Raw genomic sequence first — 19,971 nt, forward strand, 5'->3', positions numbered from 1 at the left:
ATGAGATATAAGAAGCGCAAATACTTCCTCGCCGGCAGGATAAACCTCATCCAGCGCTCGAAAATCAGGGAGCTCTTTGAGAAAGCAAGGAAGATGGAGAACGTTATCTCCCTCGGCATCGGCGAGCCGGATTTTGACACCCCTCAGGTCATCAAGGAGGCCGCGAAAAGGGCCCTGGATGAAGGTTACACCCACTACACCCCCAACGCGGGTATTCCCGAGTTCCGCGAGGCCATAGCCGAGTACTACAGGACCCACTACAAAGTCGATGTATCACCTGAAGACATAATAGTCACCGCCGGCGCTTACGAGGCGACATATCTGGCCTTTGAGACCCTCCTTGAAGAGGGGGACGACGTCATAATCCCCGATCCGGCCTTCGTGTCCTACGTTGAGGATGCCAAGATAGCCGAGGCGGGCATAATAAGGATACCCCTCAGGGAGGAGAACGAGTTTCAGGTCGACCCAGATGAACTCGTAGAGGCCATAACCAAACGCACGAGGATGCTCGTCATCAACTATCCCAACAACCCCACCGGCGCGGTTCTCCGAAAAAAAGTCGTTAAAGCCATCGCGGACATAGCGGAGGATTATAATATTTACATACTCAGCGACGAACCCTACGAGCACTTCCTTTACGAGGGGGCGAAGCACTACCCGATGATAAAGTACGCCCCGGACAACACCGTCCTGGCCAACAGCTTCTCCAAGACCTTCGCCATGACGGGCTGGAGGCTCGGCTTCACCATAGCCCCGAGGCAGGTCATCCGGGATATGATAAAGCTCCACGCGTACATTATCGGAAACGTTGCCTCCTTCGTGCAGATGGCCGGGATCACCGCCCTGAGGGACAAGAGGAGCTGGGAAGCCCTCGAACGTATGAGGCAAACCTACGCCGAGAGGAGGAGAATAACTCTGAAGCATCTGGAGAAGATGCCGCACGTAACCCCGTTCAGGCCAAGGGGTGCCTTCTACATCTGGGCGAAGATAGACCCGAGCCTGGACATGAGCAGTGAGGATTTCGCGGAGTGGTTACTTGAGAACGCCGGTGTCGTCGTCATCCCCGGAACCGCCTTTGGAAAAGCCGGCGAGGGCTGGATAAGGATAAGCTACGCTACCAAGAAGGATCAGCTCGTTGAGGCGATGCACAGGATGCACGAGGCGCTCTCAAAGCTCTGACGGGGAACGTAACCTGGCGACGTTCTGACCATCCACATCCTTTAGAGGAGAAGGAGGGATCGAAATGGACAGAAGGTGGAGTACGGTCCTGCTTGACACCCTGGTCATGACGGCGGGGCTTGGAACCCTGACCATGATGAGCGTCGCGAAGCCCGATGTGATGGCGCACTTTGGAATAAGCGACGCCCAGTACGAGTGGCAGCACATAGCCTACGTTTTCGGCCTCTTCGTCGCGTTCCTCCTCGGACACACCAGGCTCTACGAGGGAAGCTTCAAGAGGAGCGTGGCCATAGCGCTCAGCTGGGCGGCGATACCACAGGCACTAATACCCTTCGCGCCCAACTGGAACACCGTGGTGTTCCTGAGGTTCGTGCAGGGTTTCGTCATTACGCTCGTGCCGCTCTTCAGCACCCAGATAGCCGGCTTCTTCGTTGCCGAGAGGCCCCTCGCCAAGGGTATAATACTCTCCGGTATCTTCTGGGGAGGGGTGTTCGGGAGCATAAGCGCCAAGTACGCGGTTAGGAACTTCGGCTGGAGGGGAGGTTTCCTGGTCACCGTCCTCGTGATGTACGCGGTCCTCGCCCTCTGGTGGCTCTTTGTGGAGGACTTCGAGATAATCCACAAAACGGAAGGCAACGCAAAGGTAAACGTCTGGAAGATGCCCTTCACGTGGGTGCTCGGCCTCACGTTCTTCCCGGCCCTGTGGGTCATATTCACAATAATAGGCTTCTCATCCAGCATAGGCTACGAGCTCGGCTGGACCATGGGGCAGGTAGCAACACTCAGCACCGGACTCAGCGTATCAAAGGCCCTCTGGAGCATAGGCATGGGGTACGTGGGCTATCTCCTGTCGAGGAAAAACCCGAGTTCGAGGGGACTTTTCAAGGCCATCGTCCAGGTGATGATATTCTCCTACGCGGTGGCGTTCGTTGGTCTCGTGATCTACGGGAAGGCCATGCTCGATGGGAGTTACGGTCTGGCCCTCGCCTCCGTCGCCCTCGTCGGCGCCCTCCAGGGAACGGGCCCGGCGTTCTGGACCAGCGCACCCGCGACCTATCCAAAGAGCATCTTCCCGAAGGCCAGCTTTGCCCTCGGCCTCATCTCGAACTCGGCCAACGTGATAGCACCGGGGCTCACCAACGTACTGGCTGGCCATAGCGTGGGGCTGGCCCTCGGCGAGCTGGCTTTGATGCCGCTCGTTGGAATTCTAACCCTCATCGCCGTCTCAAGGATGAGACTGCCAGTGGAGGAGCTCGGAGATGAGGCCTAAACCACTCGTCGTTTCCTTTTTCCTTCTTCTCGCGCTCTTCTTCTACGGGATAGCGGGAATGAGTTTCGGGGAGGAGTACAACTTCACGGGATACCTCATGGTCGGGAGCGTGCACCTGCTCTTCGCCTACGGGGTGTGGAGGGGACACGATACGCTCGTGGATCTCGCCGCGTACATAGCCCTCCTTGACCTCCTCTTCGGACTCCTGTGGGTTATGGTTGGCCTCTCCCTCCCTGCGGTAACGCTGACCCTGCTCTCGGCCCTTATCCTCGTCGTTCTGATGGACGGGGAAGTGAGAACGGAGTTGAAGATGCCGTAGAAGCAAACTTTTCGCCAGCAAGCTTTTTTTCAAAAGAGTCCCTTTCGTGAGTGTTACACCCTCAAACGGGGCCATTGAACTCCGAATTCAAGATTAAAATGATCAAATTCAAGGGGTTTAGGATTCTCCCGCGCTCCGAAGGAGCGCCATCCAAAAGTAAACCACACCATAAAAGCTTTCTTAAGAAGAGTGAATTCAAAACCCAAGAGCAGTCTTTACCTTAGCAAACACATCACAACCACCCTAAAAGGAGTCACGCCTATTTCCGCCAGCGCTTTGCGGAGCAGGAACCTGTTCCGGGGGTGTGGGGGCGGAGCCCCCTTGTCTTTCGTTATGGCGGGCCGGGCGGGATTCGAACCCGCGACCTTCGGCTCCGGAGGCCGACGCCCCATCCTGGCTAGGCCACCGGCCCGTGCCCGTAGATATTTTCGGGAGGGATTTAAAAATCTAATCGTTCCTTCGCCAGAAAATGCACGAGACCAAAACGCAAAAACTTTTTAGTCGGGTTGTCCTACAAGGAAATAAAAAAAGAAGGGAGTGGTACCATGGAACCCCACGAGTTCAAGCTCACGGAGGAGGGCATAAAGGCCGTTCTTCCCCCCCTCGAGGCCGAGATAATGGAACACATGTGGAGGGTGAAGGTTGCGACGGCGGGCCAGGTCTACGAGTACATGAAGGAGAAACACCCCGACATAAGACGCTCCACCATAAGCATCCTCATGAACCGCCTTTGCGAGCGCGGGCTCCTAACGAGACGGGTTGAGAGGGGAAGGGGCGGAATGAGGTACGTATATTCCATAACGACAACCCGCGAGGAGTTCGAGGAAAAGGTCGTCCAGAGCATCCTCGATGCCCTCATGACGAACTTCAGGGAGGCCACCTACGCCTACCTGTCCAGGATCAAGAAGTGATGCGGTATGCTGTTCATCATCATGGCCCTCGAGGTTTTACTGGCCTTGATGGCCCTGAAGGAGCTCGGCCTGGGGATAGTCCTGGCCGCCTTCGGCTCCGTGGTCCTGCTTTACCTCTGGATCTCGACGAGGGACATCAAAGGGGGTTACATAACACTCGAGAGGAGCGAGAGCCCGTGGCTCTACGATGGCATAGCCAAAATGGCTAAAAAGGCCGGACTCCCAATGCCAAGGGTTTACATCCTGGACGACTACATACCGAACGCCTACTCCTTCAAAAACACGATAGTCCTCTCCATGGGGCTCTTTGAGGTTCTCGAGGAGGATGAGATCCTCGCGGTGGCGGCCCACGAGCTCGGCCACATAAAGAACAGGGACACGAAACTATTTCCACTCTTGGCCTACGGCAGGCACCTGATGATAACCTTCACGGCGGTGCTCATACTCCTGGCCCACAGGTCGGTCGTTACGATTACCGCGCTCGTCCTCTACGGTATCTACGAGGTGGCGAGGGCAAACTTCCTTAAAAGCAGGGAGTTCAAGGCGGATGAAACGGCGCTCAGACTCCTTGACGTGCCCATGAGCCTCAAGAGGGCCCTCGAGGAGCTCAAATACTACGAGGACCTAAGGATGAACGTCAAAATGAGCGCCCTGCCGAGCATAGAGCCATCCATAGAGAGAAAGCAGAAGCCTGCCATAATGGAAACCCACCCAAGCTACGACGAGAGGATATTCCGCATACTGGTGGAGATCAACGGCAACAACATGTTCAACAGGCGCATGCAGTGATGCCCATGACCGTTGAGATAATACTCGACAAGGAAAAAGCGGAGAGAATAAAACGACTGCGCCCGACCAAGGACGAGTACTTCATGCTCATAGCCAAGCTCGTGTCGCTTAGAGCGACCTGCCCGCGCCTTAGGGTCGGTGCCGTGGCCGTTAAGGACGGCTACATCCTCGCGACGGGCTACAACGGAGCACCGAGGGGGATGGACCACTGCATCGACGTCGGGTGCCTCATCGTTGACGGGCACTGCCACAGGGCCGTTCACGCCGAGCAGAACGTCATAGCCATGGCCGCGAGGAAGGGCATAAGCCTCGAGGGGGCCACGCTCTACGTCACACACTTCCCCTGCGACACCTGCTTCAAGATAGTGGTGAACGCGGGGATAACGGAGATAGTCTACGAGGAGATGTACCCGAACGAAGCAACGGAGATTCTGCTGAGAGAGGCGCGGGAAAAGGGGATAGTGAAGATAAGGCAGTTCAGACTCTCAAAGGAGAGGGTGAGGGCGTTCCTCGAGGAGCTCTTCGGGGAGTTCGTCGATTAGGGCTTTTCGTCCATCTTCTCCAGCCTCTCGTTTATTTCCTCCAGCTCGATGGCTATCTTCCTCGTAAGCTCGGTTATCTCCCTCTCGGTTCTGTCCACTGCAAGGTAGACCTTGAATATCATGAGGTAGGCCAGCCCAATGGCCACCACGAAGAGCGAGTCAAGGCCCCTGCCGAGGCCCAGCAGTCGCTTTATCGTGAGGGCCATCTCGACGGGAAAGATCGAGACTACGAGGAGGCCGACCAGGATGGTCTCCCAGAAGAGGAGATCCCCCCACTCGAGTTCCCTCTTCCCGTACTTGCCGAGCACGTAGAGCATCAGGGCCAGCACGGTAACTATGGCCATATACTGAACCGCGTACATCACCATCACCTCAGCTTGTCAAACAGCAGGTTTAGGGCTATCTTAACGCCCTCCAAGACGTTGGTCCCCTTCCTCATGGAGTAGTCCGTGTAAACGGCCCGGATGGGAACCTCGACTATACGGCACCCCTTCTTAGCCACCTCGATTATTATCTCGCTCGAAACCGCGTAGCGGTCGCAGGTTATCCTTATCCTGGAAGCGCAGGCCCGGTTGAAGCACCTCAGCCCGCTCTGGCTGTCGCTGACGTATTTGCCCGCAAAAAGGGCCGTTATGGCATCGAGAACGAAGTTCCCGAAGCGCTTCACGAAGGGCATCTGGCTGACGTCCCCCTTCAACCGGGAACCGACGGCGAAATCCGCCCTCCCCTCGGCTACGGGCTTCATAACGCGGAGGGCGTCGCTCAGGAGGTGCTGGCCGTCGGCGTCGAAGGTCAGGATGAGCCGGGCGTTCTTCCTTAGGGCGTAGGCTATCCCCGTGCCGAGGGCGCCCCCGAGGCCGCGGTTTACGAGGTGGGTGAGGACGTGGACGCCCTTCGAGCGGGCTATCTCAAGGGTCCCGTCGCGGGAGCCGTCGTTGACGACCACTATCTCCTCCCGCCGGAAGTACCTCAGCAGGTCGTCGAGGACGTCCCCTATCGTGGGCTCCTCGTTGTAAGCGGGAACTACTACGTAGGTACTCAGGAGGTTCTCGAGGAGTTCCCTCAGGGAGCCCATGTCCCGAACCTCAAAGTTAGGAGTGGCATCGACCGAGAAGCTCATCCTCCCCGAGGTGTGGCCCGTCACCATCACGCTCAAGGCCCCGAGTTCCGTCGCCGGCAGGACGTCGTAGCCGTGGTCCCCAACGACCAAAACTCTGGTCGGCTCGAGGTGGAAGGCCTCGATTATTCGCTTGAGCTGTCCTGGATTGGGCTTGAGCTCCTCCGGTGGAACGTCGTCCCTCGTTGAGACAACCTCGAAGTAATCCCTTATCCCGTGCATCTCCAGGGCCTTCAGCGTTGCCCTCCGGGAGCTCCTCGTCATTATCGCCGTCCTGACGCCCCGTTCCCTCAGGAAGTCCAGGACATCGGTGACGCCATCGAAGAGAAAACTATCCCTAATCCTCTCCGTTTCGAGCTCCACGAGGATGGAGTAGAGCTCGTCGAAGTCCCTCCCGGTTTCCCGGGCTATCCTCAAAAGGCTCTCGTACATCGGCGTCAGATCGCCCATCGTTTCCTCTGGAATTCCCATCCCCAAAAGTCGGGATTTGAGCTCCCCTTTAATCTCGGAAAAGGGTTCCGGCGCGCCGATTAGAGTTCCGTCGAGATCGAAGACCACGAGTTTAACGTCCATGCTCTCACCGAAGGGTTTATTTTTGAGGGGGTATAACGAAAGAGGGTGTCGGATATGATAGCGGTCGCTTCACTTATAGCTTTAACCCTAACCCTCACGATCACCCCCTACCTCGCCGGAAGGATGAAAAGGGCCGGAATCGTCGGGAGGGACATCCACAAGGCGGACCAGCCGGAAGTGGCGGAGATGGGGGGGACGGCGATTCTTCTTTCCCTTCCCCTGGCGCTCTCCCCGTTTATGGAGGGGGATGTTGCAAAAGTTCTCCTCGTCTTCCTGCTCTTCGGGATCATAGGGGCCATCGACGATCTAACGAACCTCAGACAGTCCCACAAGGTCCTCCTCTCGCTCCTAATTTCGGTTCCCGCGGCGTTCCTCGACGTTTCCCCTGCGGTGGACGTCTTCGGTTACACCCTCAACCTCGGCCTTCTTTACCCCCTCTTCGCGGTGCTCTTCGTTACAGGTTCAGCGAACCTCGTTAACATGCTCGCGGGGTTCAACGGGCTCGAGGTGGGAACCTCGGCGATAATCCTCGGGGTTCTCGGCGCGATAACAGAGGGAAACGCCAGATTGATCGCCCTCACCGGCATGAGCGCGGCGCTGGGCTTCCTGTGGTGGAACCGCTATCCTGCGAGGGTCTTTCCGGGCGACACCGGAACGCTCAGCCTGGGGGCGTTGATAGGACTCGTCGGAATCCTCGGAAAGGTCGAGGTCTACGCGGCCATCCTCCTCTTGCCGCATTTCATCGACTTCACGATAAAGGCTACGGGTGTTCGCTTCGGCGTCAGGAGGCACGGAAGAACGAGGCTCCTTCCGGACGGAACGCTCCAGGCACCCCCTTATCCAAGCTTCCTCGGTACGATAATGAGAAGGGTCAGGGTCACAGAACCCGAACTGGTGGCGATAGTATGGCTGATAGAATTCAGTCTCGGTCTTCTCGTCTGGGCTCTTCATCTATTACTTTGACCATCCCGAAGCCATAGCGCGTCTTCTCCCCGAAGCCGTTGTCGTAGCCGAAGCGCGCTATTTCCTTGGAACCGTGGTAGCGGAATATCATGAGGGAGCCGCGGTAGTAGGTGTCCCTGACGAGGATCCTGACGGGCTTGAACTTGACGACCTCGATCGAGAAGTCCTTCTCCTCTGGCATGGAACCCGTTATGGCGGAGTACCTCATCAGCATCACCTTGCGGAGCTTATCGAAGAAGGTCTCTTCGTTGGGGTAGAGGTCCCATATCTTCATCCTGTCGCCGCTGAGTTTGACCGTCCTGACCACCACGGGACTGAGGGTCGAGAAGAGCGCCCCATCCTTTATCCTGGGCTCCCTGAGGATCTTGACATCATCCGCTATGAAGGCGGCCTCGCCCAGCTGAAGAACCGGGCTCTCTATAAACCCCTCCACAACGGCCTTTATCAGCTCGCCGGAAGAAGATGAAACGTAGAGGGAAACGTCGTCGGAGAGTACCCGTATACCCCTGTCCGGGACGAGTTCACGCTTCCTGACCATGATGCGGGAGAACGTGAAGTAATCGGCGTGGCTCACCTCGGCCTCGTGAGCGATATCGGGGGAAACCATCGCTATCTTTTCTAAGATTTGAGCATAGACATCGTAATTGTAGTTGAACGGGAGGATGGTGCCTTCCTCCGATGGTCTGAACTTTATCTCAACCCTCATTATATCCCACCCCTATGTTATAACCTTTTTACAATTGGGGCCCGAAGTTAATAAGAATTTCGCAAATAAACTCCACGAACTCGCGGCGGGGAGCCCCGTATCTCGCACCAAAGGTATATAAAGTGGCGTGCCCAAGGGTGTATGGAAAAGATAGAGTTAAAAGACCCTTCTGCAAAGTTTGGAGTGTGAGAGGTGAGGATTATGAGCGTCGAAGACGTTGGGACTGAACCATCAAACGAGTACGATGACTACGTCATGTACCTCAAAAGGCGCATAAGGCAGCTCGAGCTCCAGGTGAGAACCCTCGAGGCGGATAAAGAGAAGCTGGAGAGGGAACTTTCTCGCCTGAGGATGGAGATGTCAAGGTTAAGGCAACCGCCGGCGTTTGCGGGGACGTTACTGGAGCTCCTCGACGAGGACAGGGCGATAGTTCAGAACTACAACGGGCCGCGTTTCGTGGTCAGGATAGCCCCGTGGATCGAGCGGGAGAACCTGAAACCGGGAGCAAGGGTCGCCCTCGACCAGAGGACCATGGCGGTGGTGGAGCTTCTCCCGAGCGAGAAGGACCCGAGCGTTCTCGGGTTCGAGGTCATCGAGAAGCCCGAGGTTAGTTACAGGGACATCGGGGGCCTTGACAAGCAACTCCAGGAGTTGAGAGAGGCTGTGGAGCTTCCCCTGAAGCATCCGGAGCTCTTCGACAAGGTCGGGATCGAACCGCCGAAGGGAGTTCTCCTCTACGGCCCACCGGGATGCGGAAAGACCCTCATGGCGAAGGCACTGGCACGCGAGGTCAACGCCACGTTCATAAGGGTCGTTGGTAGCGAGCTGGTCAGGAAGTTCATAGGCGAGGGGGCGCGGCTGGTCCACGAGCTGTTCGAGCTCGCCAAGGAGAAGGCGCCAACGATAATCTTCATCGACGAGATAGACGCGATAGGCGCCAAGAGAATGGACGAGACGACGGGCGGCGAGAGGGAGGTCAACAGGACCCTGATGCAACTCCTGGCGGAGATGGACGGCTTCGACCCGAGGGGCAACGTCAAGGTCATAGCCGCGACCAACAGGCCGGACATCCTCGACCCGGCGCTGCTGAGGCCCGGGCGCTTCGACAGGCTCATAGAGGTCCCGCTCCCGGACTTCCGTGGAAGGCTGGAGATACTCAAGGTCCACACGAGGAGGATGAACCTCAGGGGCGTTGACCTGCGCGTTATCGCGGAGATGACGGAGGGAGCGAGCGGTGCCGATCTAAAGGCCATAGCAACCGAGGCGGGAATGTTCGCCATAAGGGCGAGGCGCGAGTACGTAACTCAGGAGGACTTCCTGAAGGCCATCGAGAAAGTGCTCGGCGGGGAACAGAGGCTGGCCCAGCAGATAGCCATGCACGAGGTCATGTACGGTTGAGCCGCCTTTCCTCCATCTTTTCTTCCATCCGGATTATCACCCACGCCGCCAGGTACATCAGGGGCATCGATAGAAACGCCTTTGAATAACCAAAGCCGTCAATGAGGAGGCCGACGACGTACGGGCCAACGGTGGCACCGAAGAACCCCACCATGTTGACGAAACCCATAACGGAGCCGAGGTTTTCCCCGGTAGCCTTTTCTGACGTATACGCAGTAACTATTGCCCCGACGGAGTAGAACGTCAGCCCCAGAGGGATTATCACCCACGGAGAAGCCGTTAGGGCAAGGACCAGTGTGAGCAGGGCGTTGAGGCCGAAGACCACGGATACGCTTCTCCTTCCGATCCTGTCGTAGAGGGTGCCCCCGAAGAGTGAGCCGGCGACACCTATGACCGAGAGGAGTGAGAAAAGCAGGGAGGCCCTTCCAAAGGAAACACCGGCACTCACCAGGAAGGATACGAGAAAGGTCAGGAGCCCAAAGAAGGCCGCCAGAACGATGAAGTTCGCGAGGCTGAGAAGAAAAACGTTTCCGGGGATCGAGAACCTGACGCGGGACGGCTTTGAGACCTCACCTCTGACGGCGAGGGCAAGGGCGAGGCCGGTTACGAGACTCATGGCCGCCAGCACCAGGAAGGCGTAGCGCCATTCAAAGCTTAGCGCTATGGGGACAACTATCAGCGGAACTATCCCGCTGCCAACGGGGGGACCGACCATAAAGACGCCCAGTGCAGAACCCTTCCGTTCCCGATGGACCTCGCTTATGAGGGCAGTGGCGGGAGCGTAGTACAGGCCAGAGAAGAGACCGTAAAGGGCCCTGATCCCCAGCAATTCCCAGTACTGGCGGGCAAAGATTATGAGGGCAGAGGAAAGGGAGTAGCCAATTATGCTGAGGACGAGGAGGCTCTTTCTCCCAAGGCGGTCCCCCAAATAGCCCGCCGGAACCTGTACGATGGCGTAGGGCAGGAGCAGGGCAGTCATCAGGAGCCCCGCCTCCGCGTTGTTTATCCCCAGCTCGGTTTTTATCATGGGGATGAGTGGCGGAATCGCCATCCTGTGAGCGTAGTTGAAGATCCAGCCGAGAGAGACCAGCAACAGAAGCCTCCTCCGCATAGTTTCGATGAAGAACTAAGCGTTTAAAAGCCTATTGGATACAGGGTCAACTACCTTTATAAGTCCAGACGGAGAAGGGACTCCAGGGAGTGGGCGAATGGTGAGCAAGCTGCTGGCGCTCGAGGCGTACCCCAACCTGCGCGACCTCGACTTCAGGATACTCCGGGGAGTGGAGCTGAACATGCGCCACCACCGGTGGGTTCCGCTGGAGGACATAGCGCGCTTCGCGAGGGTTGACGTTGAAACCGCCTCCTTCCGGCTGGGAAAGCTCGACGAGCTCTCCCTCGTCAGGAGACGGAGCGACATGGGCTACATCGGCTACCAGCTGACGATACACGGCTACGATGTCCTCGCCATGAGGGCGCTGGCCAGGAAAGGTGTGGTTGAGGCCATAAGCACGGCGCAGATAGGCGTGGGGAAGGACGCCGACGTGTACGTTGGGGTAACCCCCACCGGCGAGAGGGTGGCGGTGAAGTTCAACAGGATAGGTGGGAGAACCGCCTCGCGGAAAGCGGCCTACCACGGGGATGTCTTTCAGGACAAACGCCACACGAGCTGGCTCTACGTCTCGAGGCTGATAGCGAAGAAGGAGTACGACGCCCTGGTTCTGCTCAGCCCGATAGCCAAGGTGCCGAGGCCCATAGCCTGGAACAGACACGTTCTCGTGATGGAGTTCATAGATGGAATGGAACTGGCGGAGCTTCGCGACACCGACCTCTCCACCGGGAAGGCGAAGGAGGTGCTCGAGGCGGTTCTGGGGGAGTATCTCAAGGTGGTCCGCTTCGGCATCGTCCACTCGGACATGAGTGAGTTCAACATAGTTCTGAAGGACGACGGGGACATCCTGATAATCGACTGGGCGCAGTACACTACGACGGCCAACCCGGAGAGTTATGAGCTCCTTAAGCGGGACGTAACCGTGCTCCTCAACGCCTTCAGGAGAAGGTGGGGCGTGAAAAAGAGGTTTGAGGACGTCTGGCCGGATTTCGAGAGGGCATGGCTCGAGAGCAGGGGTGAGGCGTGATGGTGGTAAAATACGAACCCCAGGAGAGGCACGAGAGGATTATGAGGCTCTTTCAGGAGGCTTTGAGGGCCGAGAACCTAAGGGATCTTGAGGGGGCGAAGAGGAAGCTCGACGAGATAATGGAACTGGCGAGGGAGGAAGAACCGGCCCTCTACTTCGAGGCGTGCTTCAGGCTCGCGGAGATCTTCATCCAGGAGGACAACTACCGGGGAGCGGTTAAGTGCGCCATCAGGGGAATCCACAGGGCATCCAGCGAGGGACTTTACAAGCTCGGGATAAAGCGGCTCGGAGACATCCTCTTCATAATCAAGGGGGAGGGAAGGCTCGGCGACCTCGCGGAGGACATGGACGTCACGCTGGATCTTGTAAAGGACGACGAGGAACTCCACCGCTTTGTGAGGGCACTGATAAAGGTGGCGAGGGGAGAAGAGGTCGAGGAGAGGTTCTCGGTTGAGGAGCTCAACGATATAATGAACATCCTCAAAGGAGAGAACGGAAGACGCGCATGACGTAGTCCTCCCCCGGCCTTTCCGGGAAGTTGTAGGGCTCTCCCTTTGGTCTCTCGTTGTAGTACGGTCTGTTGCAACCGGGACAGCCGTGGGTGGCGAAGACCTCGGGGGGAATCATCGAGGCGAGTTCATCGGGGTCGATTCCAAAACTCACGAGACGGCCGTCCTCGAACCGAAAGTCACCGATGGAGGCGAGTCCCTCCCTTATGAGGTAGTGGGCGACCTGGATACGCCTGTACCTTCCAAGGCTCGGTGGTTTCGCGTTCTCGAGGCGGGTTCCCTTCACGGGAGTGAAGGCGAAGAGCGAAACCTCGGCACCCACGGAATAAGCCCGCTGGATGGTCTCCACGGCCTCCCTGTCGGTCTCCCCCAGGCCAATTATCAGGTGAACGAGGGCCCTTCCCTGGCCGAATACGTCAACGACGTCCCCCGTGAAGCGCCACATATCCTCCCAGGAGTAGAGGGAATCCTTTATCTCCGGATAGAGCCGCTCGCTTGCCACGTCGAGGCCGACGCCTACGTAGTCAACGTTCCGCGATCTGAACTCCCTGAGGGCGGCCCTATCAACGGGCGTTATCGAAACCGAGACGGGAATTCCAAGCGGTTCAAAGAGGTCGAGGAGTTCGAGAACGTCCCGGACCAGTCCGGGGTAATCGACGGTCTGGAGGCATATCCTCGCGAACCCGCCCTTTGGGAGGGCCTCAACGACGTCCTCAACGTCGAAATCCGGCCATGTTATCCTGGAGAGCTTCTTCAGGTCCGCCTTGCTCTCCCTCGCCTGGGGACAGAAGGCGCAGTTGTTCCTGCACCGCCCATCGTGGTAGGTCATGAGATAAGCGGTTGTCGGTCTGGCGAGCATCCTGGCCCTTATCAGCCCCATGGTTATCGCGGTTCCATAGGAGACCCTAATCCTCATGGCCTTTACCTCCAACGATGAGAGGGGCGTGGACTATTATAAGCGATGCGGCCGCGATGAACGGGAGCAGGGGAAAGATCCCCGCGTAACCCCTGAGGTCCGCCACGTAGCCGAGGGCTATCTGCCCCCCGAGCATCCCGAGGTCGAAGAACATGGTGTAGACGCTCGAGCCCATCGTTCTGATCCTGGGGGGGAGGTCGCCCAGGGCCATCAGCTGCATCGCGGGAACGGATAGACCGAAGCCGGCCCCTATGAGGACGGCGCTGAGATAGGAATACGGCGGGAGCTCGCCGAAGAGGAGCGTGACGTAGCCCGAAATCACCAGCAACATGCCCGCCCTTATCACCGGGATCGGGCCCATCCTATCGGCGCTCCTGCCCCCGATGAGCCTCATCACAAAGCTCGCCACCCCGATAACCATCATGTAGAAGCCGAACACCCTCTGGGGCATTCCGAGGACCTTGTAGAGTGCCGGCAGATACGTCACGACCCCCGCGTAGGAGAAGGTGAAGAAGAAAAGTGAGAGAGAAGCTGAGATGAAGCCAACCCTCAAAAGCTCGGAGTAACCCACTTCATTCCCTGAAACGGTCCCCGTCTCCATTCTTCCTCCAGCGGCCCTCCAGACCGGGACGACGAGAAGTGCCCCGATGAGGGAAAAAGCTATGGTGAAGGTGAAAGCCCCGAGGAAGCCGAGGATATCGGAGAGGTAGCCCCCGAGGGCAGGGCCTATTATGTTGCCCAGCGAGAACATCATACCGCGCCACCCGAGGGTCTCGCCGACGCGGCCCCGCGGCGCGAGGTCAACCGCCGTGGAGAGGCTCGATGGAAAGAACAGGCCCATCGAAAAGCCGTGGATGGCGCGTGCGAAGGCAAAGATCCACAGACTCCCAACTAACGCGGAGGTCACGTAGAGGAGGCCGGCGAGAACCCCGAGGAGGTTGCCCGCTATCATAGCCTGGAAACGGTATCCCCTATCCCCTACGAGACCGCCCACGGGCTTTGAGAGGAGTGAGACGATGGAAGCGATGCCGGCAACGAGGCCGACGATGAAGGGTGTGGCCCTGAGGGTTATGGCGAAGGGCGAGATGATTGGATTGACCACGCTTATCCCGAGGAAGAAAAAGAAGGTCGAGAGGTTGAGGAGCCAGATGTTCCTCAGGGTTCTCTCGATGGCTCAAACCCCCGCGACAGGTTCGTCCATTCCATCCCTCATGAAGGCGTGGCTCATGTGCTTCGTGTTCCTGGCGAAACCAACGTTGCCCCTGGAGTCAACCATTATGATGCCCATCGTGTCCTTGCCGAAGTAGCGCGTCGCGAGGCTTATCGCGGCCTCACTCGCCGCCCCCGCGTCCATCCCGAGGCGGACGAAGTCCGTGGCAGACTTGGCCAGGGCGAGCTTTACGGCGACCTCCCCGAGGCCCGTACATGAGGCTCCCGCCACCTCGTTGGCGTAGGTTCCGCCGCCGATTATCGGGGTGTCGCCAACCCTGCCGAAGGTCTTGAGGAAGACGCCGCCCGTCGAGGTTCCGGCGACGATCTCGTCCCCGTCGAAGGCCACAGCGCCAACCGTGCTCCTGAGAACCTCCGGGTACTCTTTGATAAGCTCGTTGAGCTTTTTCCAGTGTTTCACTTCCCCTTTCTCGAGCAGCTTTTTCCTGAGCTCTTCCCACTGCTTCAGCCTCTCGTCGGTTACGGGGTTGTACTCCTCGAAACCCATGAGCCTGGCGAACTTCACGGCCCCCTCGCCGCTTAGGAGAACGTGGTCGGTCTTCTCCATGACCTTCCTCGCGACGCTTATCGGATTTTTGACTCCCCAGATTCCGGCCACCGCCCCCGCCTCGAGCGTTTTCCCACGCATTATCGCCGCGTCCATCTCAACTCTGCCGTCGAGGGTGAGAACGCTCCCTGTGCCCGCGTTGAAGAGGGGGTTGTCCTCCAGAACTTTAACGGCCTCCTCGACCGCGTCGAGGGCGGAACCCTTCTTGAGCTCGCGCCAGCCTGCTAAAACGGCCTCCTTAACGCCCTCGATGACCTTTGGAATGCGCTCCTCCTTACGTATGGTGCCAGCACCACCGTGAACTACTATCGCCGGCATGGAACCACCGAGATAAAAAGCCCTCGAACGGTTAAAAGGATTATGGAAACGGGAAAAGAAGCGTCAACTTAACGCCATGTTGATTATCGTCTCGCCGATGTTCTCGAGGTACTCGAGGATTCTGCGGTAGCTCTCGAGGGCTATCGACTGACGGTAGTCAACGGAGCGTATCTCCTCCTTCAGCTCGAGCATTAGCCGGTCTATCCTCTCCAAATCGCGCTCCTCGATCTGGGCCATCATCTGACCGAACTTCTCCTTAAGGTAGGGGACGTTTATCCTGCCGGGGTTCTCGGCTATCCTCGTTATGTGGTCTCCTATGCGCTCGATGTTGCGGACTATGAACAGCACACCGATCAGGTCAAAGGTTCTCCTGATTATGCCGCTCTCCTCCGTGACGCCGCGCTTGCTCAGGAGCCTGTTCACCGCCCGGATTATAAGGAAGTAGAACCTGTCCAGCTCGTTCTCGAGGTCGTTTATGTCGCGCAGTATTTCATCGTCGCCCGGAGAGGCTATGAGGAGCTCGAGGTCGCCGAGCATCGAAAGAACCAGCGAGCGGATCCTGTTGAGGAGTTCGGCGAGGTTTATCTCCTCCTCGTCGAGGAGGCTCTTGGCGACGATGCGCTGGGGCTCGTCGAGTATCATCTCGACGCCGGGAAGGCTCTGGAGGATCTTTCGTATCTTCACCTTGTATATCGGCATCTCCTCACCGAGGTGGATCTCGAGGACGTCGTAGCCCTGGATGTAGGCGGAGATGAGGAGTCGGACCGCCATGTCCGGGGAGTACTCCCTTGAGATGCGGAGGATCTTCTTCTCGCTCACGTCCTTGGGCTCCTTTGGGAATATCGTTACGCTCCCATCGGGGTTCACCGTGAGGGGAACCGTGTCGCCCTGCTTGAGTCCGTGCTCCCTCACCCACTTCTTTGGAAGGGAGATTATGTATGAACTCCGGCCGGTAAATTGAATCTTCCTGAACTCCATAGATACCACCGCTGATATATAGAGAGGAGGATAGGTATAAAAAGCTTCAGTTCGATAGACTTATAAACGCTAAGATTAACATTATCGCATGCTCAGGAACTACGGCAGGGACGCGAGGATACTGATAGGGGCGAACGCGGCGGGTCAGCTCTTCCTCCAGTTCTCGATGTTCATCATGCCCTTCTATTTGATGGCCCTGGGCTACGACATGGTCGATATGGGGACGTTCTTCTCGATACAGACCTTCACGGGGGGATTGTTCTTCCTTATAGCCGGCGGGGTATCGCTCCGCCTCGGATACAGGAAAACCCTGCTCCTGGGGGCGCTTCTCGGTCTTGCAGGCAGGGTTCTGCAGGTTCTGGCCCCCAACAGGTACGCCCTGGCCCTCGGTTTCTTTCTGGTGGGGGCGAACATGGGACTGAGACAGCCGAACTTCGCGGCGTTGCTGAGCGAGGAAGTCGGCGATAAACTCAGACACCACGCCTTCTCGATAAGTTTCGGGCTGGGGACGATTTTCAACGCCCTGGGCGTGCTCATAGCCGGCTTTGCCCCGGGTTTTCTGCAGGGGCTCGGGCTGACGGAGGGCGTAGCTTACCGGCTGGTGATAAGCGTGGCCCTCCTCCAGTTCGCCATCGTGATCCCGGCCCTGCTCATGATCCGCGACGTCCCTGTGAAGAACCCGCGGATAAACTGGAACCGGGAGTTGACGGTCAGGATACTCAAGTTCTCCCTCCCGAGTGCGCTGATAGGCTTCGGGGCTGGTATAACCATCCCCTACATGAGCCTCTACTTCAAGCTCCGGTTCGGGCAAACCTTGGCCGCCATAAGCGGGATATTCTTCTTCCAGCAGTTGACGATGGGCCTGGGCTCCTTCTCCCTCCCGAAGCTGGTCGAGAGGATAGGGCCCGTCAAGGTCATAACATCCTTCCAGAGCGTTGCGGCGTTTCTCTTTGCGATATTTCCCTCCATAGAGACGTTCCTGCTGGCCGCGGTTCTTTACGTCGCCCGCTCCATCCTCATGAACGTAGTCTGGCCCGTAAACGACTCCTTCATGATGGGCTTTTTCTCGACGGAGGAGAAGGCTACCGCCGCCGGAATAAGGAGGGCGTTTTCGACGTTCATGCGCGCCGGAGGGAACTACTTCGGCGGCCTGCTCTTCGGTATGTCAATGAGCTACCCCTTCTACGCGACGGCCACCCTCTACGTCGTGGCAACATCCCTGTTCTACGTCTTCTTCATAAGGTATAATGAATGAGAAAAGGTCAAAAAAGTCAACCCCTGGCGAGCTCGATTCCCCTCTCGAGGGCCCTGAAGTTGAAGTCCCAGAGTTTTTCCTTCAGGGTGAGCCTTATTCCCTCCATCAGGGATTCCTTCCTGAGGGGAACCAGGCCCTTTCCGTGGGCGTAGCCGAGCATCAGGACGCCGAGCGTTCTGGGGTTTATCCCATCGGCCTCGCGCTGGAAGTCCATCATGTGGACGGGGCATATTCTCCCGATGGCCTCCTCAACCTCCCCGAGCCCAGGGTACCTCTCCTTGCCGACGAGCGTCGTAGCCGTGTGAATCGGGTAGGCGTTGATTATCGCGACGCTATCCCTCCCCAGAAAGCGGGCGTTCCTCAGGGCCTCAGCAGGTTCGAGGGCGAGCATGAGGTCAGCGTTTCCTTCCTCGATGAGCGGGGAGTAGACGTCCTCACCGAAGCGGAGGTAGCTGAGGACGCTTCCGTAGCGCTGGCTCATGCCAAGGGTCTCTCCTATCCTTACGTTGTAGCCCTCGTGCATGGCGGCGTTTCCCACTATCCTCGAAAGGGTCAGACCGCCCTGCCCACCGACGCCCGTGATTATCAGATTAAACTCCATGGACACCACCGGGAGACACTGGGAGGGAGGCGATAAAAACCTGTTGGCAAGAAAATTCGGCGAGCCAATTGAGACACCGAAAATACCTCAAAAGGAGTGAGAAAAGCCGAAAGGCTCAGCCATTTAGACGGAGGCGCCTTACGACGAACTCCCTGTCGAGGGAGGCCAGGAAGGGAGCGAGCCTCGGGCCGCGGTCCTTGCCGATGAAGACGTTGTAAAGGGCCCTGAACCACTCCTTGCTCGGAATTCCACGCTTCTTCGCGGCGTCGTAGATGGCGTTGTTGAGTTCGTCAACCGTGAACCTCTCGTGGCTTTCGAGCCACTCCGCCACCTCGAGCATGGCCTCCCTCACCTCGGACTTCAGCTGGATCTCCGGCGGTTTCTCGAGGATGCTGAACCTCACGTTCTCGGGGGCGTACCTCTCAACCCAGTTCCTGGCGAGTCTGATGCGCAGTTTTATCCGCTCGACGTCGTCCCCGGTTAGGTTCCCGGGGACGTGGCCCTGCTCCTGGAGAACCCTTATTATCCCGTCGTCGTCCAGGTGGGGCATCTGGACGAGCGTAACGAGGAACCTGAAGGGGGCCTGCGCGGCGAGTCTCTCCGGAACCCTCGGCATCGAGAGCTCGTAGGTTCGCTTAAGCTCCTCTTCCTCCTCAGGGCTCTTCGCGTGCTCCAGCCCGAAGTAGATCCTCTCCACCCTGTCGAACTCATCATAGAGGTTGAGCAGGCCGAGGCCGAGGTCTATCTTGAGCTCCTTGTTGGGCCTCGCCTTTGCGTAGATGAAGCGTACCACCCCGGGCTCAAGGACCTCGTAGAGGTCGCTGAGGAGTATGACGTTGCCCTTGCTCCCCGACATCTTGCCCTTCTGTCCCTTGATCCCCACGAACTCGTACATCAGGTCTATCGGGGCTGGCCAGCCGAAGATCCTCTCCACTATCTCCCTTCCGGTGTCGTAGGAGCCACCAGCGGCCAAGTGGTCCTTTCCCGCGGGCTCGAAATCCACCTTGAAGTGGGCCCAGCGCATCGGCCAGTCGACGCGCCAGCGGAGCTTGACGCTGCCGTCCCTTATGTCGACCTCGCCCTCGCTCCCGCAGTGGGGGCAACGGTAGGAGACCTTCCATTCACCGTCCCAGGAGACGAAGTCGGCCTCCTTCCCACATTTCGGGCAGTAAACCATGACCGGCTGCCAGCTCTCGTCGAGGGGCGGTTGCTTCGCCCTCTCGCGGTACTTGTCGAGGATGGCCTTTATCTCATCACGCCTGCTCAGGGCGAGCCTCACCTCCCCGGCGTACTCACCCGACTTGTAGAGGTCGTAGGCGTGCAGGAAATCGACCTCTATGCCCAGCCTCTCCACCTCGCTCTCGAAGAGCTCCATGAAATGCTCCGCGTAACTGTCGTGGCAACCCCATGGGTCTGGAACCTCCCTGACCGGCTTCGTGAGGTGCTCCTTCCACTCGGCCGGGACGTTCTTCGGAACCTTTCTAAAACGGTCGTAGTCGTCCCACATGTGGATGTGCCTGACCCTCTTCCCCCTGTCGCGCAGGGCGTGGCCGACTATGTAAGCGGTAAAGAACTCTCTGAAGTTGCCTATGTGAACGTAACCGCTCGGCGTTATCCCGCTCTCAACGACGTACTCCTCCTTATCGCCGCGCTCCCTGATTATCTTCTCCGCCATGTAATCCGCCCAGTGAACCATCTTCACCACCTGGTTTAGC

General features: G+C 58.0%; 21 protein-coding genes and 1 tRNA gene. 11 read left to right on the forward strand and 11 right to left on the reverse strand.

All coding sequences use genetic code 11. The features are described 5' to 3' along the window. From A3L02_RS05790 to A3L02_RS05800, 3 genes are all read left to right on the forward strand, one after another. Positions 1 to 1,179: a pyridoxal phosphate-dependent aminotransferase gene (locus A3L02_RS05790; RefSeq protein ID WP_088863044.1), complete on the forward strand. Its 1,179-nt coding sequence runs from the start codon at positions 1 to 3 to the stop codon at positions 1,177 to 1,179. 64 nt (positions 1,180 to 1,243) lie between these two features. Continuing rightward, positions 1,244 to 2,449: an MFS transporter gene (locus A3L02_RS05795; protein WP_088863045.1), complete on the forward strand. Its 1,206-nt coding sequence runs from the start codon at positions 1,244 to 1,246 to the stop codon at positions 2,447 to 2,449. Continuing rightward, entirely contained in the window at positions 2,439 to 2,768 is a 330-nt protein-coding gene (locus A3L02_RS05800; protein WP_088863046.1) for a hypothetical protein, read from the forward strand. Before A3L02_RS05795 ends, A3L02_RS05800 begins: the two co-directional genes overlap by 11 nt. Positions 2,769 to 3,102: 334 nt before the next feature. On the opposite strand, the gene A3L02_RS05805 is transcribed toward A3L02_RS05800, so the two are convergent. Further along, a tRNA-Arg gene (locus A3L02_RS05805) sits at positions 3,103 to 3,180 on the reverse strand. 133 nt (positions 3,181 to 3,313) lie between these two features. Here A3L02_RS05805 and A3L02_RS05810 point away from each other — a divergent pair. Genes A3L02_RS05810 through A3L02_RS05820 form a run of 3 tightly spaced genes read left to right on the forward strand, consistent with a single transcriptional unit; the run spans position 3,314 to position 5,010 of the window. Continuing rightward, entirely contained in the window at positions 3,314 to 3,679 is a 366-nt protein-coding gene (locus tag A3L02_RS05810) for a BlaI/MecI/CopY family transcriptional regulator (protein ID WP_088863047.1), read from the forward strand. Positions 3,680 to 3,685: 6 nt separating this feature from the next. Then, entirely contained in the window at positions 3,686 to 4,468 is a 783-nt protein-coding gene (locus tag A3L02_RS05815; protein WP_088863048.1) for a M48 family metallopeptidase, read from the forward strand. A 5-nt stretch (positions 4,469 to 4,473) separates the two neighbouring features. Continuing rightward, positions 4,474 to 5,010 (forward strand): deoxycytidylate deaminase, encoded by a 537-nt coding sequence (locus A3L02_RS05820; RefSeq protein ID WP_088863049.1) that lies wholly within the window; start codon positions 4,474 to 4,476, stop codon positions 5,008 to 5,010. Here the strand turns inward: A3L02_RS05820 and A3L02_RS05825 are convergent. Then, positions 5,007 to 5,372: a DUF2304 domain-containing protein gene (locus A3L02_RS05825; RefSeq protein WP_088863050.1), complete on the reverse strand. Its 366-nt coding sequence runs from the start codon at positions 5,370 to 5,372 to the stop codon at positions 5,007 to 5,009. The two genes, A3L02_RS05820 and A3L02_RS05825, sit on opposite strands and share 4 nt — an antisense overlap. Positions 5,373 to 5,377: 5 nt before the next feature. Beyond that, positions 5,378 to 6,700 carry a glycosyltransferase gene (locus tag A3L02_RS05830; protein ID WP_088863051.1) on the reverse strand — a complete coding sequence of 441 codons (1,323 nt, stop codon included), beginning with the start codon at positions 6,698 to 6,700 and terminating at the stop codon, positions 5,378 to 5,380. 54 nt (positions 6,701 to 6,754) lie between these two features. On the opposite strand from A3L02_RS05830, the gene A3L02_RS05835 reads away from it, so the two are divergent. After that, positions 6,755 to 7,663, forward strand: coding sequence for an MraY family glycosyltransferase (locus A3L02_RS05835; protein WP_088863052.1), 909 nt, complete (start codon positions 6,755 to 6,757; stop codon positions 7,661 to 7,663). On the opposite strand, the gene cas6 is transcribed toward A3L02_RS05835, so the two are convergent. After that, the gene (gene cas6, locus A3L02_RS05840; RefSeq protein WP_088863053.1) at positions 7,620 to 8,369 is read right to left on the reverse strand and encodes a CRISPR-associated endoribonuclease Cas6; all 750 of its coding nucleotides are present in this window, start codon (positions 8,367 to 8,369) and stop codon (positions 7,620 to 7,622) included. The genes A3L02_RS05835 and cas6 overlap by 44 nt on opposite strands. A 201-nt stretch (positions 8,370 to 8,570) precedes the next feature. On the opposite strand from cas6, the gene A3L02_RS05845 reads away from it, so the two are divergent. Further along, the gene (locus tag A3L02_RS05845; protein WP_088863054.1) at positions 8,571 to 9,767 is read left to right on the forward strand and encodes a proteasome-activating nucleotidase; all 1,197 of its coding nucleotides are present in this window, start codon (positions 8,571 to 8,573) and stop codon (positions 9,765 to 9,767) included. Here A3L02_RS05845 and A3L02_RS05850 read toward each other — a convergent pair. Continuing rightward, positions 9,754 to 10,878, reverse strand: coding sequence for an MFS transporter (locus tag A3L02_RS05850; protein ID WP_088863055.1), 1,125 nt, complete (start codon positions 10,876 to 10,878; stop codon positions 9,754 to 9,756). The genes A3L02_RS05845 and A3L02_RS05850 overlap by 14 nt on opposite strands. 97 nt (positions 10,879 to 10,975) lie before the next feature. On the opposite strand from A3L02_RS05850, the gene A3L02_RS05855 reads away from it, so the two are divergent. Then, a complete protein-coding gene (locus tag A3L02_RS05855; RefSeq protein WP_088863056.1) occupies positions 10,976 to 11,902 on the forward strand; it encodes a serine/threonine-protein kinase RIO2 in 927 nt (308 codons plus the stop codon). Then, positions 11,902 to 12,411 carry a hypothetical protein gene (locus A3L02_RS05860; RefSeq protein WP_088863057.1) on the forward strand — a complete coding sequence of 170 codons (510 nt, stop codon included), beginning with the start codon at positions 11,902 to 11,904 and terminating at the stop codon, positions 12,409 to 12,411. Before A3L02_RS05855 ends, A3L02_RS05860 begins: the two co-directional genes overlap by 1 nt. On the opposite strand, the gene A3L02_RS05865 is transcribed toward A3L02_RS05860, so the two are convergent. From A3L02_RS05865 to A3L02_RS05880, 4 genes are all read right to left on the reverse strand, one after another. Then, the gene (locus A3L02_RS05865; protein WP_088863058.1) at positions 12,383 to 13,327 is read right to left on the reverse strand and encodes a radical SAM protein; all 945 of its coding nucleotides are present in this window, start codon (positions 13,325 to 13,327) and stop codon (positions 12,383 to 12,385) included. The two genes, A3L02_RS05860 and A3L02_RS05865, sit on opposite strands and share 29 nt — an antisense overlap. After that, positions 13,317 to 14,429, reverse strand: a complete 1,113-nt coding sequence (locus A3L02_RS05870) for an MFS transporter (RefSeq protein ID WP_237268579.1) — start codon at positions 14,427 to 14,429, stop codon at positions 13,317 to 13,319. Before A3L02_RS05870 ends, A3L02_RS05865 begins: the two co-directional genes overlap by 11 nt. Positions 14,430 to 14,501: 72 nt before the next feature. Continuing rightward, complete coding sequence (locus A3L02_RS05875; RefSeq protein ID WP_088863060.1) at positions 14,502 to 15,422, reverse strand: isoaspartyl peptidase/L-asparaginase family protein; 921 nt, start codon at positions 15,420 to 15,422, stop codon at positions 14,502 to 14,504. A gap of 63 nt (positions 15,423 to 15,485) precedes the next feature. Continuing rightward, the gene (locus A3L02_RS05880) at positions 15,486 to 16,400 is read right to left on the reverse strand and encodes a phosphate signaling complex PhoU family protein (RefSeq protein ID WP_088863061.1); all 915 of its coding nucleotides are present in this window, start codon (positions 16,398 to 16,400) and stop codon (positions 15,486 to 15,488) included. Positions 16,401 to 16,488: 88 nt separating this feature from the next. On the opposite strand from A3L02_RS05880, the gene A3L02_RS05885 reads away from it, so the two are divergent. Continuing rightward, a complete protein-coding gene (locus tag A3L02_RS05885) occupies positions 16,489 to 17,655 on the forward strand; it encodes an MFS transporter (RefSeq protein WP_088863062.1) in 1,167 nt (388 codons plus the stop codon). A 16-nt stretch (positions 17,656 to 17,671) separates the two neighbouring features. Here the strand turns inward: A3L02_RS05885 and A3L02_RS05890 are convergent, their stop codons facing one another. Continuing rightward, positions 17,672 to 18,256 carry an indolepyruvate oxidoreductase subunit beta gene (locus A3L02_RS05890; RefSeq protein ID WP_088863063.1) on the reverse strand — a complete coding sequence of 195 codons (585 nt, stop codon included), beginning with the start codon at positions 18,254 to 18,256 and terminating at the stop codon, positions 17,672 to 17,674. Between the two features lie 115 nt (positions 18,257 to 18,371). After that, the gene (gene lysS, locus A3L02_RS05895) at positions 18,372 to 19,952 is read right to left on the reverse strand and encodes a lysine--tRNA ligase (RefSeq protein ID WP_088863064.1); all 1,581 of its coding nucleotides are present in this window, start codon (positions 19,950 to 19,952) and stop codon (positions 18,372 to 18,374) included. Positions 19,953 to 19,971 lie beyond the last annotated feature (19 nt).

The sequence above is a fragment of the Thermococcus celer Vu 13 = JCM 8558 genome (assembly GCF_002214365.1).
Taxonomy (GTDB): Archaea; Methanobacteriota_B; Thermococci; order Thermococcales; family Thermococcaceae; genus Thermococcus; species Thermococcus celer.